The sequence below is a fragment of the Mesorhizobium sp. M6A.T.Ce.TU.002.03.1.1 genome (assembly GCF_003997275.1).
GTDB classification, from domain to species: domain Bacteria; phylum Pseudomonadota; class Alphaproteobacteria; order Rhizobiales; family Rhizobiaceae; genus Mesorhizobium; species Mesorhizobium mediterraneum.
The window spans coordinates 1-14,457 of record NZ_RZTI01000130.1 but is presented as its reverse complement, the minus strand read 5'-3'; the positions used below and the strand labels follow the sequence as shown (position 1 = coordinate 14,457).

At 62.8% G+C, this 14,457-nt stretch carries 14 protein-coding genes; 7 read left to right on the top strand and 7 right to left on the bottom strand.

Annotated elements, in window-relative coordinates:
• Positions 1 to 220, bottom strand: a 220-nt coding sequence (locus EOC93_RS35030; RefSeq protein WP_245461554.1) for a Sua5/YciO/YrdC/YwlC family protein, incomplete at its 3' end; no start/stop codon positions are given.
• Positions 221 to 380: 160 nt separating this feature from the next.
• On the opposite strand from EOC93_RS35030, the gene EOC93_RS27375 reads away from it, so the two are divergent.
• A complete protein-coding gene (locus EOC93_RS27375; protein WP_095483971.1) occupies positions 381 to 827 on the top strand; it encodes a hypothetical protein in 447 nt (148 codons plus the stop codon).
• 71 nt (positions 828 to 898) lie between these two features.
• Here EOC93_RS27375 and EOC93_RS34245 read toward each other — a convergent pair whose 3' ends face one another.
• The 4 genes from EOC93_RS34245 to EOC93_RS27350 form a co-directional block, all read right to left on the bottom strand.
• A complete protein-coding gene (locus EOC93_RS34245; RefSeq protein ID WP_158302523.1) occupies positions 899 to 1,240 on the bottom strand; it encodes a hypothetical protein in 342 nt (113 codons plus the stop codon).
• A gap of 109 nt (positions 1,241 to 1,349) precedes the next feature.
• Positions 1,350 to 3,860, bottom strand: coding sequence for a glycine--tRNA ligase subunit beta (gene glyS / locus EOC93_RS27365; protein ID WP_127206177.1), 2,511 nt, complete (start codon positions 3,858 to 3,860; stop codon positions 1,350 to 1,352).
• A 522-nt stretch (positions 3,861 to 4,382) separates the two neighbouring features.
• A complete protein-coding gene (locus tag EOC93_RS27355) occupies positions 4,383 to 5,303 on the bottom strand; it encodes a glycine--tRNA ligase subunit alpha (protein ID WP_206072928.1) in 921 nt (306 codons plus the stop codon).
• Between the two features lie 170 nt (positions 5,304 to 5,473).
• Positions 5,474 to 7,249, bottom strand: coding sequence for a tetratricopeptide repeat protein (locus EOC93_RS27350; protein WP_095484030.1), 1,776 nt, complete (start codon positions 7,247 to 7,249; stop codon positions 5,474 to 5,476).
• A gap of 278 nt (positions 7,250 to 7,527) precedes the next feature.
• Here EOC93_RS27350 and EOC93_RS27345 point away from each other — a divergent pair, with 278 nt between their 5' ends.
• On the top strand, positions 7,528 to 8,682 hold the full coding sequence (locus EOC93_RS27345; RefSeq protein ID WP_245461553.1) for a helix-turn-helix transcriptional regulator: 1,155 nt from the start codon (positions 7,528 to 7,530) through the stop codon (positions 8,680 to 8,682).
• Between the two features lie 88 nt (positions 8,683 to 8,770).
• Here the strand turns inward: EOC93_RS27345 and EOC93_RS27340 are convergent, their stop codons facing one another.
• Positions 8,771 to 9,376, bottom strand: coding sequence for a TetR/AcrR family transcriptional regulator (locus EOC93_RS27340; RefSeq protein WP_095484028.1), 606 nt, complete (start codon positions 9,374 to 9,376; stop codon positions 8,771 to 8,773).
• Between the two features lie 105 nt (positions 9,377 to 9,481).
• Here EOC93_RS27340 and EOC93_RS27335 point away from each other — a divergent pair, with 105 nt between their 5' ends.
• Positions 9,482 to 10,915 carry an MFS transporter gene (locus EOC93_RS27335; protein ID WP_095483968.1) on the top strand — a complete coding sequence of 478 codons (1,434 nt, stop codon included), beginning with the start codon at positions 9,482 to 9,484 and terminating at the stop codon, positions 10,913 to 10,915.
• Positions 10,916 to 10,928: 13 nt separating this feature from the next.
• Here EOC93_RS27335 and EOC93_RS27330 read toward each other — a convergent pair whose 3' ends face one another.
• A complete protein-coding gene (locus EOC93_RS27330) occupies positions 10,929 to 11,945 on the bottom strand; it encodes a polyprenyl synthetase family protein (protein ID WP_095484027.1) in 1,017 nt (338 codons plus the stop codon).
• 165 nt (positions 11,946 to 12,110) lie between these two features.
• On the opposite strand from EOC93_RS27330, the gene EOC93_RS27325 reads away from it, so the two are divergent.
• The 4 genes from EOC93_RS27325 to EOC93_RS27310 all read left to right on the top strand — a co-directional run bounded on the left by EOC93_RS27325 (position 12,111) and on the right by EOC93_RS27310 (position 14,456).
• Positions 12,111 to 12,335, top strand: a complete 225-nt coding sequence (locus tag EOC93_RS27325) for a DUF2007 domain-containing protein (protein ID WP_095483967.1) — start codon at positions 12,111 to 12,113, stop codon at positions 12,333 to 12,335.
• Complete coding sequence (locus tag EOC93_RS27320; protein ID WP_095483966.1) at positions 12,335 to 13,135, top strand: tRNA1(Val) (adenine(37)-N6)-methyltransferase; 801 nt, start codon at positions 12,335 to 12,337, stop codon at positions 13,133 to 13,135. Before EOC93_RS27325 ends, EOC93_RS27320 begins: the two co-directional genes overlap by 1 nt.
• 186 nt (positions 13,136 to 13,321) lie before the next feature.
• Positions 13,322 to 14,188 (top strand): S49 family peptidase, encoded by an 867-nt coding sequence (locus tag EOC93_RS27315; protein ID WP_095484026.1) that lies wholly within the window; start codon positions 13,322 to 13,324, stop codon positions 14,186 to 14,188.
• Between the two features lie 82 nt (positions 14,189 to 14,270).
• Positions 14,271 to 14,456: a hypothetical protein gene (locus tag EOC93_RS27310; RefSeq protein WP_127206176.1), complete on the top strand. Its 186-nt coding sequence runs from the start codon at positions 14,271 to 14,273 to the stop codon at positions 14,454 to 14,456.
• Position 14,457: the final 1 nt, after the last annotated feature.

The following is a 14,457-nucleotide window of genomic DNA, read 5'->3' as shown; positions in this document are numbered from 1 at the left end:
GCGCGAGGCGCTCGGCCATCGCCAGATCGGCGACATGGGCGATCAGCGGGTTGAAGCGTGGCCGGCCCTTGACCTCGAAGATACGCGCCACGCCAACGCCATTGGTGGCGTCGCCGGCCAGCCCGTAAACGGTTTCCGTCGGAATGGCGACGACATCGCCGCCTTCGAGCAGCGCCAGCGCCCGCTCCATCGCCTCGCCGGCGGCAAGTATCTCAGCCACTCTCATCACCTCACAGATGTGGGTGCGTAATACGGTGACGTTTACGGAGCAAGTCCGGGCGTTGGCGAATTACCAAATCGCTAAAATGCTATCTTTCCTCGCAAGCCCGCATCAATTCCCCGACGGTATGGTGCCGGCTTGTTGGGCAAGGGGAACTATCATGGTCTGGGTGCGTATCCTGGGAGCGCTTGGTCTCACTTTGGCGGCGGGCGGAGCACAGGCTTCGTCCTTCGTCGTTCTCGGTGCAGCATCCTCGACGCCGTCCGTCGTCAGGCTCGGCGCGCCCGAACCGGTGAAAGTGACTGAGAGTTCCTCGACACCGTCGATCGTGGCGCTCGGCGAACTAGTGCCCGATGTCGCCTATGAAAAAGTTGCTGCGATCCCGAGCCAGCCCAAGCATGATTTCATGCAAAGCCCGATGATCATTCGCGGCGGCATCGTCGGCGACGCCTTCGCAACACCGGCTCCAAGTTCCGCACCTGCCGCGACCACCGCTGCCGCAGCACCTGGTGCAGACACCAAATCCGACAAAAAGGCAGGGAAAACGAACAGCGAGCCGGCAACGCCACAGCCGACGCCCATTCCCGAGATCGACCAAGCCAGATAGCCGCTCGAGGCCAGGACGACGCTCACGCGCCGCCCCGGTTCACTGAGTAAAACTCCGTCGCTTGAAAAAACCTAGGCCGCGACCTCTTCGTCCGCGTCGTCGGAGGCGTCCGACTCTTCCTCTTCCTCTTCTTCCTCTTCCTCAGCGTCCGGCGCCTCGGCCTTCACGCTGTCGTCGTCATCTTCTTCGTCTTCGTCGTCTTCCTCATCGTCATCCGAGAGGGTGGCGGCTTTGTCGTCTTCAGCGCCTTCCTCGACCGTCGCTTCGCTTTCGTCGTCGTCACTGTCCTCGTCCGACAGGTCGGCAGCTTCGACTGCAGTGGTGGCGGCCTGGTCGAGGGTCGTTTCGGAAGCCGACTCAAGCGTCTCGGCAGGCGTTTCTTCTGTCACTTCGATGTCGCGAGCGGAATTCATGGAAGCCTCCGTGGGTTTGGGGAACATGCTCCTTGTGCCACGCAGAGATCATCGTCATATGACTGTAAGCCGGCTCGAATCGGCTATTGGAACAAATTATTTCCAAGCCTCAGCCGGCGATCTTCGAGAAATCCGCGACCTGGTCAGTCGCTGCCCGGATGCGCGCCAGCAGTGCCAGACGGTTGGCTCGAACGGCCTGATCCTCATCATTCACGAGAACGCGTTCAAAGAATGAATCAACCGGTTCGCGCAACGCGCTAAGCGCCAGCATGGCGGCGGAAAAGTCTTCATTGTGTATCGCTTGGCCGGCTTCCTTCTCGGCCTGATTCACCGCCGCAAACAGCGTTTTCTCGGCATCTTCCCGGAATAGAGCCGGCTCGACATGGTCGGCAACCGTCGTTTTCTTCTTCTCCTCAGCGGCCAGAATGTTGGCCGCACGCTTGGTGCCGGCGAGCAGGTTCTTGCCGTCCTCGGTGTCGAGGAACGAGCCGAGCGCTTGGACGCGGCGAACAATTTGAAGCAGGTCGTCGTTTTGCGATTGGCCAATCTCCCCCCTTGAGGGGGAGATGCCCGGCAGGGCAGAGGGGGGCGTGACAGAATGAGACGCCGGCGGGACAGCGCCCCCCTCTGTCGGCTTCGCCGACATCTCCCCCTCTAGGGGGGAGATTGGCGCGCTTCCGCCACCCGCCAGCACAGCATCGATTAGATCATGGCGAGCGCCTTGATCGCGGAGATAGACCTTCAGACGATCGTGGAAGAAGGAGAGGAGGTCGGCAATTATTTCAGCCGCAGAATGGTCTGGGAGTTCTACGCCACGTACCTCCGAGGACAACAAACCTGCTCGCTTACTGAGCAGATCATCGGCCGATCCAACGCCGGTAGTGAAATCCCCCCCGTCATCCGCTCGCCAGACCACCGAAAAACGATCACCGCCATTGTAGGTAAGTCCGAACAGTGCGTTAAGAAACTGGCGCTGGACCGGTAGCCTAACCTCATTCTCAACCAAAATCCTTACCACCCCGAGCGCAGCCCTCCGCAACGCATAGGGATCCTTCGACCCCGTGGGCTTTTCGTCGATCGCCCAGAAGCCGACCAGCGTGTCGAGCTTGTCGGCGAGCGCGACGGCCACCGACACTGGATCTGTGGGCACGCGGTCTGACGGTCCCTGAGGCTTGTAGTGCTCCTCAATTGCCGCGGCGACGGAAGAATGCTCGCCCTGCAGCAGCGCATATTTGCGGCCCATGGCGCCCTGCAGTTCCGGGAACTCGCCGACCACCTCGGTGGTGAGGTCGGCCTTGGCCAGGACGGCAGCACGCTCGGCGCGCTCGCGGAGATATTTCTGTTCGACGTTCAGATCGTCGGCTGACAGAAGCTTGCCATCGAAGAAATTCGGCTGCTTCGACAACGTGTCAGCAATCTCGCCAGCCAGCCTCTTGATCCGCTCAACCCGCTCGCCTTGCGTGCCGAGCTTGGCGTGGAAGGTGACACCGAGATGGTCGAGGCGAGCCATGCGCTGGTCGAGCGGCTTTTTGAGATCGAGCCCGAACTTTTCCGCCGATGCCTGCAACTGGTCGAGGTCAGGCAGGTCGCCCTGGTCGGTCTTCCAGAAATAGAGCGCGTCGGAGAGGCGCGCGCGCACCACCTTGCCGTTGCCGTAGGCGATCTCCTTGCCGCCGTCCTTGGCTTCGATGTTGGCGGTCAGGATGAAGCGGTTGGAAAGCTCTTCACCAACGCCCTGCGGCCGCGTGACGAAGCACTTCTGGTTAGCGCGGATGGTGAGCCGGATCACCTCGGCCGGAATGGCGAGAAAGTCTTGCTCGAATTCGCCCATCAGCACGACAGGCCATTCGACCAGGCCTGACACTTCCTCGAGCAGGCCCTCGTCTTCGACCAGGTCGAGCCCGTTGGCGAAAGCGAGATTCCTGGCGTCGGAAAGGATGATCTGCTTGCGCCGGTCGGCATCGAGCACGACCTTGGCTGCCTCCAGCTTTGCGGCATAGTCGTCGAAGCGGCGCACGGTGATCGCGCCCGGCGCATGAAAACGGTGGCCGTAGGTGAGGTTACCCGAGCGGAGGCCGTCGATCTCGAAATCGACCACCACCGGCTCTTCGGTCTCCGGGCCGAAGGTGCAGAGGATGGATTGCAGCGGCCGCACCCAGCGCAACGATCCGGGTTTCGCCGAGGCAGGCCCCCAGCGCATCGATTTCGGCCATGGAAAGCCGCGGATGATGCCCGGCACCAGCTCGGCGATGATTTCTTCTGCCGCCCTGCCCGGCTTCGCAATATGGGCGACATAGAAATCGCCCTTCTTCGGGTCGGCATGGACATGCGCCTCGGCGATCGAGGAAAGACCGGCCTTGCGCAGAAAACCCTGGACCGCCTGTTCGGGCGCCTTGGTCGAGGGGCCCTTGATCTCCTCGCTGATGTCCTTCGAGCGCGCGGTCACGCCGCGAATGTCGAGCGCCAACCGGCGCGGCGTCCAATATTCGCGCGCCGCCTCATAGGTCAGCCCGGCCTCGACCAGACCGTCAGTCAGCATCTTCCGCAAGTCGCCTGCCGCCTTGCGCTGCATGCGCGCGGGGATTTCCTCGGAGCGAAGTTCAAGCAATAAATCCGGCATTAGAGTTTCCCTCCCCGCATGCCTTTTCCTTTTTTGCACGTCCTCGCGCCTGCGGCGCTGCGGGCGTGCGGCTGCGCGGGGATTTCCTCGGAGCGAATTTCTAGGAGCAGGTCGGGCATAGGGTCAGCTCATGCGGGAGAACGGTCGGGCGGGGCATAGCAACTCGGCTGGCCGCTGTCACCCTTCCCTGCAAGATCGCGGCCTCTGCCAGCGATTTCCAAAAATATTCCGCTGCCTGTCGGGCCGAAGCGGGATCGTCCGTCCTTGGGTCAAAGATTTTCATGAACCTAACGCAGCGCTGAAGCGACCCACGCTCAGGCAGAGAACTATTGGCTGAACGACCATGAAGACGGCATCGACATTCCTACAGATCCTCGCGCTCAGCGCCTGTTTCACAGCGCAGGCTCATGGCACGTTCACGATGCCTGGCGTCAGGCAAGCGCTGCGGACAATGGCTGGTTCCAGCGGCCAAGGCGTATTGCCAATCAGCGCTTCGGTCGAAATCGCAAATAGCCTTTGGAGCTAAGCCGCCAGCCCGCCAGCCTGCGTCAGCAAAAACGCTTCGCCACAGGCTTTCGCCAGATTGCGCACCCGCAGGATATAGCTCTGCCGCTCGGTGACGGAAATCACGCCACGCGCGTCGAGCAGGTTGAAGACGTGGCTGGCCTTGATGCACTGGTCGTAGGCGGGAAACACCATCCGGTGCATCGCCAGATTGTCGTTCGAAGCTGGCGCGCCGGCATCGAGCAGCGCCTTGCACTCGGCTTCGGCGTCCTCGAAATGCCGGAGCAGCATCGCCGTGTTGGCGAATTCGAAATTGTGGCGCGAATATTCCTGCTCGGCCTGCAGGAAGACCTCGCCATAGGTAACCTTGTCGGCGCCCTCGCGGCCGTTGAAGTTGAGGTCGTAGACATTGTCGACGCCCTGCACATACATGGCCAGCCGCTCCAGCCCGTAGGTAAGCTCGCCCGCCACCGGCGCGCATTCGATGCCGCAGACCTGTTGGAAATAGGTGAACTGCGACACTTCCATGCCGTCGCACCAGCACTCCCAGCCCAGTCCCCAGGCGCCGAGCGTCGGGCTTTCCCAGTCGTCCTCGACGAAGCGGATGTCATGCAGCAGCGGATCGACGCCGATGGCTGCCAGCGAGCCGAGATAAAGCTCCTGCAGATTGGGCGGGTTCGGCTTCAGGATCACCTGATATTGGTAATAGTGCTGCAGCCGGTTCGGATTCTCGCCGTAGCGCCCGTCCTTGGGCCGGCGCGAAGGCTGCACATAGGCGGCGTTCCAGCGCTTTGGCCCCAGCGCCCGCAACGTCGTCGCCGGATGGAATGTGCCGGCGCCGACTTCCATGTCATAGGGCTGGAGAACGACGCAGCCATAGTCCGCCCAGTAGTTATGCAAGGTCAGGATCAGCCCCTGGAACGAGCGGCTGGGATGCATATGGGCTGGGATATCAACGGTCACGGCGGCCTCGACGGAGCGGCGGAATGCGGCACCTGTTGGATCAGGCCGCATGATCTTGTCCGAAAAGTCTGCAACTTTTTGCTGGCTGACCTTCGGTTCGGGATCAGGCTCTAGAGCGCCACCCGCCAAGCGTCAAGGCGGAAGGGTCAGCCCTTCGGCGCGGGCGCCGGTTCGGGCTTGACCTTCGGGGTTTCCTGCGCCGTGTTGGATTCGATCGGCGGCAGGCCCTTCAGCAGTTTCTGCTGCAAGGCGGCGAGCACGTCGGGATCCGGCTTCAGGTCGCGGGCCTGGTTCCACTGGAAGGTGGCTTCCAGCCTGCGGCCGACCCGCCAATAGGCATCGCCGAGGTGATCGTTCAGCACCGGATCTTCCGGCTTCAGCGACACGGCACGCTCCATTTCGCGAACAGCGTCATCAAACCTGCCCAGGCGGAAATAGGCCCAGCCCAGCGAATCGACGATGTAGCCGTCGCTCGGCCTGAGGTCGACGGCCTTCTGGATCATCTCAAGGCCTTCCTTGAGATTCATGTTCTTGTCCACCCAGGAATAGCCGAGATAGTTCAGAACCTGCGGTTGGTCGGGGAACAATTCCAGCGCCTTGCGGAAATTCGGCTCGGCTTTCGGCCACTCCTTCAGCCGCTCATAGGCGATGCCGCGCTGGTAGAAAATGTTCCAGTCGGCGCGGGTCGGGGCCTTCAGCGCCGCCACCGCCTTGTCAAAGAGATCGGCCGCGGAGCGGAAGTCCTCCTTCGAGGCATAGACGCCACCGAGCGCCTGATATGTGCGCATGTCGTTGGGATGCGCTTCGACGAGGGCTTTCAGATGGGAGATGGCCTCGTCATGGCGGTCGAGATCGGCAAGGTTGAGGCCGAGCTGCAGTTCCGAAAGCTCCTTCAGTGGCGAACTGGCCGGGATGCGGCGATAGAAGGCGATAGCGCCCTCGCCGTCCTTCAACTGCTCGGAAACGGCGGCGAGTTGGACAAGGGCCGCGTCGCTGTCGGGCTTCAGCGCCAGGGCATATTGCAGATAGAGGCGGACGAACGGCTCGCCGCCGCCGCGATTGAGCGCGGTGGCGAGATCGAGCAGAATTTCCGAGGCGCCGTCGGACGGGCCGGCAACGAAGGGTTCGATCTTCTCGCCCTTGGTGATCTTGTCGCGAAGCGCTGATATCTCCACCTTGCCGGATGCAAATGCCTCGGCCTGATCAAGCACGGACAGCGCCTTGCCCTTGTCGCCCTTGCGGGCGAGGAAAGAGGCATAGGCCTGCGCATTGCGCATCCAGGTTTCGGGTGCGGCGCTACCGGTCGCGGTGTCCTGGAGGGTCGCGGCGTAAATCGCATCCGCCTTTTCGGGCAAGCCAGATGCGTCCGCAATCAGCGCGCGATGGAAGGATTTGAAGAGGCCGAACCAGTCCGGACCCTGCAGCTTGTCGATGGAGGCCATGGCCTCGCTGGCGTCGCCGGCGCCCTGCTTGGCCCAACCGGTCATGACGCCGGAGATCAGCCGGTCGAGGTCGGATTCAAGCGAAAGCTTGAGCCAGTATTCTGCCTTGGAAAAGTCCTTCTTGTGAAAGGAACCGACGGCCAGCGCCAGGCGCGAGAACCGCTCGACGTCCGGAACCGCCTTGAGCTTGTCGGCATAGACCAGGGATTCTTCGAAGCGCCCTTGCGCGATCAGCGACAACATCAGGCTTTGCTGCAACGAGGTATCGTCGGGTGCGAAGGCGAGCGCCTGCTTGTAGTAGGCGATGGCATTGTCGAGATCATTGTCGCCTTCGGCGACCCGCGCGGCGAGATAAGCGCCCGAGAAGGATGTGATCTTGACCGGCCCGGTGGTCTCTTTGGCCAGGGCTGGCAGACCAGAGATCGCCATGCCCGTCACAATTGCCAGCCGTGTCAGCCAGCGCGCACATCCTTGCCGCATCGTATCCCTTTCAGTCAAAGCCATGCCCGCGTCAGCGGGATCGCCGTAGACTCGATCTTTTCCAAGCAAAGCATGGCCTTTTTGGGGTCACGCTTCAACCCGGCCCGAATTCACAATCGAGTCATGCGATTAGCAAAGCATGCCGAACGGCGCGCAACTGCGACCATCGACCGCGCTTTGCTGGCCTGGCGGGCTGCTGGCTTGCCCTGCTGCGGCACCGGCAACCCGATGCCGTAAGCGATCCGTAAGCGGCGGGCGTCGAAAGTTTACGCAACGGAATGATGCGTGGAACCGTGCAGATGGATGCCGTTGCTTCGCCCAGGAAGATGCCGATGCTGGAAATGCCGCAGGACGAGCAGGCCTTCGCCATTGTCGATCTAATCTACGAAGCGGCGTTCGCGGACGAGCTGTGGCCGGAGGTATTGGGAGCGGCAAGCGCGATCTCCCGCTCGGCAAGCGGCGCGATCTTTGTATTCAGCGATCAGTCGCCGGTCCGCGCCATCACCGAAGCGCATGTCCAGCCCTTGCTCGATGAATTCATGGCGGGGGATAGCTGGAAGTTTTCCGAAAGCGTGCAGCGCATGTGCAGCACACAGCCAGCAAGCTTTGTGCGGGTCGATGATTTCATGACCGGCGAGGAGATCGAGCGCGACCCCGTCCGCAAAAGCGCAACGGCATTTGGCGCTGGATCGCATGTATGCACATCCGTCCCAATGCCTGGCGGAGAGTTCGTGCTTTTTGTCTTCCAGCGCTGGCTAAAGGACGGGATCTACGATCAGGCCGCGATCGATCGGCTGGACGAACTGCGCCCTCACCTCGCGAGAGCTGGCGTTATTGCCGGGCGCCTGGGTCTGGAACGGGCAAAGACCGCCGTATCGACGCTGCGCGAAATTGGACTGCCGGCCGCTGTCATGAGCGGGTCGGGCCGCGTGCTGACGGCCAATCCGCTCCTCGAAGACATGGCCCACGTTTTCCTCCCCACGGCCCATGGCGGCATCGCGCTTGCCAATGAACCGGCAAACGCGCTTTTCCAGCAGGCCATCGCGCAGAACCGGGATAACCGCATCGTGCGGTCCATCCCTGTTCCGGGCACGAAGGGGCGGCCCGCGCTAGTTGTCCACCTGCTGCCGTTGCGCCGCGCCGCGCATGATATCTTTTCGGGTGCGGATATTCTCGTTTCGGCAACCGAGGTCAGCCTCTGCGCGACTGTTCCGTCGCCCCATATCTTTTCAGGCCTGTTCGACCTGACGCCGGCCGAGGGCCGGCTCGCCGTCGCGCTTGCCGCCGGCCGTTCGGTGCACGAAGCGGCTATCGAAATCGGCATCGCCGTCAAGTCGGCCCGCACCTATCTCGAACGAATCTTTCGGAAAACCGGAACTAGCCGCCAGAGCCAGCTCGTGGCGCTGCTGAAGAGCGCGAGGGCGTTTTCGTGATCTCGTCCACCACCCCGCCCAGCCACGATGTGATCTGCTGATCTGCCGGGAAATTCCGTTTTGACCTCCGCACGACGGTCGATGAAGCTCAGGATCCCTGGACAAGTCTTGCGTCCAACGACTGCATCGCCACGGTTACCAGAGCATGCAGCCGCTTTTTCGGCACACCGTCGCGCGCCTGCACCGAGAGACCAAACAAGAGCGTGGTGTAGTAGTCGCCCATGGCCTCGGCCTCCGTATCCGGTTTGAGCTCCCCGTCCCGAACGCCCTTTCTCAGGCGCTCGACAATCAGCGCATTGCGCGCTCGGCGACGTTCGGCCAGCCAATAAAGCACGCGATCGTTCTCGGCGGCGCAGTTGGTCGCGGCTGAGACAACCATGCAGCCCTGCGGCAGACCCGGCCTCGTATAGATTTCGATTGCATCACGCAGCAACCGCTCGACAAACCGCCGAGCGGTTGGCTCCTCGGCAAGCGCGCGGGTGGCGAAGCTTCCTTCTTTGGTCTCGTAGAGAACGACCGCTTCCCGAAACAGGTCCTCCTTCGAGCCGAAGGCGGCATAGATGCGCGGCGAGGCCAGACCAAGCACCGACACGAGATCGGCCATCGAGGTGCCCTCATAGCCGCGCGTCCAGAAGGCGTCGCGGGCCTTCTCCAACGCCTGATCCCGATCGAACTCCCTTGGCCTTCCTGCCATCGCGACCTCCATTTTTTATCAGTCAACAAATAATCCGCTTGACTTCGGATTGCAAACCCAATTCTTTATTGATCGATAAAGAATCGTCGACATGGAGATTTTGACATGAGCTCACTCGATCAAGGCGCGCCGTTCGGCGCCGCGGCAGCAGGAGGGATCGGCGCGAAGCGCGGCGCCACGCTGGCATTGCTTGCCTTCGCCCAGCTCATCATCGCACTCGACCTCAACATCGTCTTCGTGGCTTTGCCGGAAATCGGCGCCGGGTTGGGCTTTTCGGGCCAGACCCTGCAATGGGTGGTCAGCGCCTACACCGTGTTCACCGGTGGCTTCCTGCTGTTCGGCGGCCGGGCTGCCGACCTGATCGGCCAGCGCCGTGTTTTCATCTTCGCGCTTTGGCTCTATGCGCTTTCGTCCCTGGTCGGCGGCCTCGCCTGGTCGCCGGAAGTGATCATCGCGGCCCGTGCGGTGCAAGGCATCGGCGCCGCCTTCCTGTTCCCGGCCACGCTGTCGCTGATCAATCGGCTGTTTGCCGAGGGGCCGGAACGCAATCGGGCGCTCGCGGTCTGGGGCGGCGCCGGAGCGAGCGGCCTCACGCTCGGCTCGTTGGCGGGAGGCCTTCTCACCAGCGCCTTCGGCTGGCCCTCGGTCTTCTATGTCAACGTGCTCTTGGCCGGGGTCGCCATCATCGCGGCCTTCGCCATCATTCCGCGGGACCGCAAGCGGCATGAACATCGCAGCTTCGATCTGCCGGGCGCGCTGACCGTCACCACCGGCGCGACGCTGCTTGTCTTCACGCTGGTTCAGGGCCCCGAATATGGCTGGGGGTCGACTGCGATCATCGTCAGCGCCGCACTGGCGGCACTCTTCCTGATCGCCTTCGCGGTGATAGAGGCGAAGAGCGCCGATCCGCTGATGCCGCTGCGCCTGTTCCACAACCGCAGCCTGGTCGCCGGCATGACAATCACCTTCCTCTTCATGGGGACTTTCGGCGCCCTGCCCTACTTCCTCACCGTGCTGCTGCAGAACGTGCATGGCTTCACCGCCTTGCAGGCCGGCCTTGCGTTCCTGGTGCCATCGGTCGCCATCGCGGTCGGCACGCAATTCGGTGAACGCCTGGCAACGCGTTTTTCGACACGCGCCACGCTGGTCGGCGGCATGGTCATTGGCGCGACCGGGACGGCCTTGATGGTATCAGGCGCATCCGCAGACAGCAGCTATCTATCCCTCGTGCCCGGCCTGATCATCTCCGGCGTCGGACAAGGCATCGTCTGGACCGCCATGTGGATCGCCGCCGCCTCGGGTGTTTCCCACGACGAACAGGGCGTCGCGTCGGGAATGGCCTCCACCATGCTCAATGTCGGCAACGCGATCGGCATGGCGGTGTTGATCGCGATCGCCAACCGCCATGTCGGCGGATTGGCCGGTGATGCCTTGAAGATCGCTGTTGCCGACGGCATCCAGGTCGCCTTCTGGCTCGCTGCGGCAGGCATCGCCGTCAGCCTGCTCGCCGCAATGGTGCTTCCGGGGAAACCAAGATGAGGAGCGGCGCCTCTCAGTTCACCCGGCTGATGCAGAAATCGATGACGTCGATCAGCGCCGATTTCTGCGGCGTCGCTTCGAGCGGCGCCAGCGCGTCGCGGGCAATCTCGCCGAAATGGCCGGCGCGTCCAATGGTGTCGGCGATTGCCCCGTGACGGGTCATCAATCCGATCGCCTTTTCCAACCCGGCGTCGTCGATGACATTGTCCTCGATGGCGCGCTTCCAGAAGGTGCGTTCGGCCTTGGTGCCGCGCCGGTAAGCGAGGATCACCGGTAGCGTCACCTTACCCTCGCGGAAGTCGTCGCCGACATTCTTGCCCAGATCCTTGCTGGTGCCGCCATAATCCAGCGCATCGTCGATCAGCTGGAAGGCAAGGCCGAGATTCATGCCATAGGAGCGCAGTGCCGCGCGATCGTTTCGCGTCGCCTGGGCGATGACCGGACCAACCTCGGCGGCGGCCGAGAACAGGGCCGCCGTCTTGGCCTTGATCACGGCGAAATGCTCATCCTCGGTGGTTTCGAGGTTCTTGGCGGCAGCGAGCTGCATCACCTCGCCCTCGGCAATGATCGAGGCAGCACTCGACAGGATATCGAGCGCTTCCAGCGAGCCGACATCGACCATCATGCGGAAAGCCTGGCCAAGCAGGAAATCGCCGACCAGCACGCTTGCCTGGTTGCCCCAGATCATGCGGGCGGTCTTCTTGCCGCGCCGCATGCCGCTCTCGTCGACGACGTCGTCGTGGAGGAGCGTGGCCGTGTGCATGAACTCGACCGATGTGGCGAGCTTGACGTGACCCTCGCCGGAATAGCCGAACATCTGGGCGGAGGCGAGCGTCAGCATCGGCCTCAGCCGCTTGCCGCCCGAAGAGATCAGGTGGTTGGCAATCTCCGGGATCATCTCGACGTCGGAACCGGCCTTCGACAGGATCAATTTGTTAACGCGCCCCATATCGGCCGCCGTAAGGTCGATGAGATCCTTGATCGAGGCGGCTTCCCGCTTCCCGTTTTCGATGTTGAGAACGACACCCACCACAAACACTCCCGTCTATAAGTCACGCGCACGACGGCACCCTGATCCCGCCACAGACTCTAGGGCGGTACCCACAGGCACGGCAAGAGGCGATTTGGCGCGGTCGAGATGGCGACGGGAGCCACCCACATTTACATAAACGCTGCAACCTGCGAGTTTCGTCCGATGATAGAGCTTATCCGCACCAACGATGCCGTGATCATCTCCTTTGTCGAATCGCTGATGCGCGATGCCGGCATCGGCTGTTTCGTCGCCGACCAGAACATGAGCGTGCTCGACGGCTCGATCGGCATCCTGCCCCGGCGCATCATGGTCGAAGCCGATCAGGCCGATGCGGCGCGGCGCATCCTGACGGATGCCGGCATCGCCAACGAGATCCGCCAGAAATAATGTCCGCGGCGCGCGCCACCCTTGTCCAGGATACGCCGGCCCATACGGTCGATGCCTTCCATCGCGGACGGTTCTGGCTGGTTCAGCCGAAACAGGCCGGCCATCGCGCCGGCATGGACGCCATGATGCTGGCGGCTGCCGTGCCGTCCTCCTTCGCCGGCCGCCTTGCCGATTTCGGCGCGGGTGCTGGCGCCGCAGGCCTGGCGGTGCTGTCGCGCTGTCCTGATGCCAAGGCCGTGCTCATCGAACGGTCTCCGGAAATGGCGGCGTTCGCTGCAACTACGCTTGCCCACCCCGGCAATGCGCATCTCAACGACCGCGCCTCGGTGCTCGCCGCAGACGTCGCGCTGTCGGGCCAAGCGCGAACAGCCGCCGGGCTTGCCGACAATTCCTTCGATTTCGTCATCATGAACCCGCCCTTCAATGCCGCCGAGGATCGCGCCACGCCCGACCCGCTCAGAAGGGCAGCACATGTGACGGAGGACGGGCTGTTCGACAGCTGGATCCGAAGTGCGGCTGCTGTGGTCAGGCCGCGCGGCGGTCTTGCCGTGATTGCCAGGCCCGATCAGCTCGGCGCCATCCTCGATGCGATATCAGGCCGCTTCGGCGATGCCGAGATGCTGGCCGTCCACCCTCGCCCCGAGGCGGCGGCGATCCGCATCGTCGTCAGGGCGATACTCGGGGCACGCGGAAAACTGTCGATCCGCCCGCCGCTGATGCTGCATGCGCAATCGGGCGACGGCCCAACGGAGCGGACCGAGATGATCAACAACGGACTGGCTTCGCTGTTCGGCGACTGACCTACAGCGCCGCCCGTCCTTCCGGACGAGCCAGGAGCGCTGTAGCACTTTTGATTTGCGCATGATCCTTTCCTAAAATCGATTCCGATTTTAGGAAAGGATCATGCGGCTAGCCGGTCGGCGTCGCGGCATTGCCGTTGGCCGGCGAATCCCTACATGCCTTCAGGCCAATTGACCGGAGATCCCGTGAAACGCTTTCTCAACCGCCTGCTGCCGAAATCCTGGCGCTCCGACATCGTCGTCATTCCCGTCATCCGGCTGCACGGCACCATCATGGCCGGCGGCGGCCAGTTCCGGCCGAGTCTTTCGCTCGCGTCCACCGCCGGCCCTATCGAGAAGGCGTTTTCCTTCGAAGCCCCCGCGGTCGCCATTTCGATCAATTCGCCGGGCGGCTCGCCGGTGCAATCGCGGCTGATCTTCAAACGTATCCGCGACCTGGCGGCCGAGAAGAACAAAAAGGTTCTGGTCTTCGTCGAGGACGTGGCGGCGTCGGGCGGCTACATGATCGCGGTCGCCGGCGACGAGATCTTTGCCGATCCGTCCTCCATCGTCGGTTCGATCGGCGTGGTGTCGGCTTCGTTCGGCTTTCCCGAGCTGATGAAGAAGATCGGCATCGAGCGCCGCGTCCATACCGCCGGCCAGAACAAGGCGGTGCTCGATCCGTTCAAGCCCGAGAAAAAGGAAGACATCGAGCGGCTGAAGGCGCTGCAGCTCGATGTCCACGAAACCTTCATCGACCTCGTCAAGGACCGGCGCGGCACCAAGCTCAAGGACGACCCGGACCTGTTCACTGGTCTGTTCTGGACCGGCAAGAAGGGGCTGGAGCTCGGCCTTGTCGACGCGCTCGGCGACATGCGCAGCGTGCTGAAGACCCGTTTCGGGCCGAAAACCCAGCTCAAGCTGATCACGGCGCCACGCGGCCTGTTCGGCCGGTTCGGTTGGTTCGGCTCAAGCAATGGGGGCTTTTCAGCGCCCGATATCGCCGCGGCTGCCGCAAGCGGCATGATCGATGCGGCGGAAGAGCGCGCGCTGTGGGCTCGCTTCGGGCTTTGAAAAACCGGTAAAAGCGTTTAACTTAAGAGCTTGACCGACCCGACCGGCCGCCGCAGCCGGCCTTGCGAGGAAGGAGTTTGACATGCCACAGATCATTTTCTTCATCGCAGTCGGCGTCCTCGCCTATTTCGGCTATCGCTCCTTCGTCAGGGAAGCCGAGCGCGTGACGGCCAAGATGCGGCGCACCGAAAAGCAGGCGGCCAACGGCGCGATGGGAACGCTGGTCAAGGATCCCAAGACCGGCGAATACCGGCTGGCCAAGGACTGAG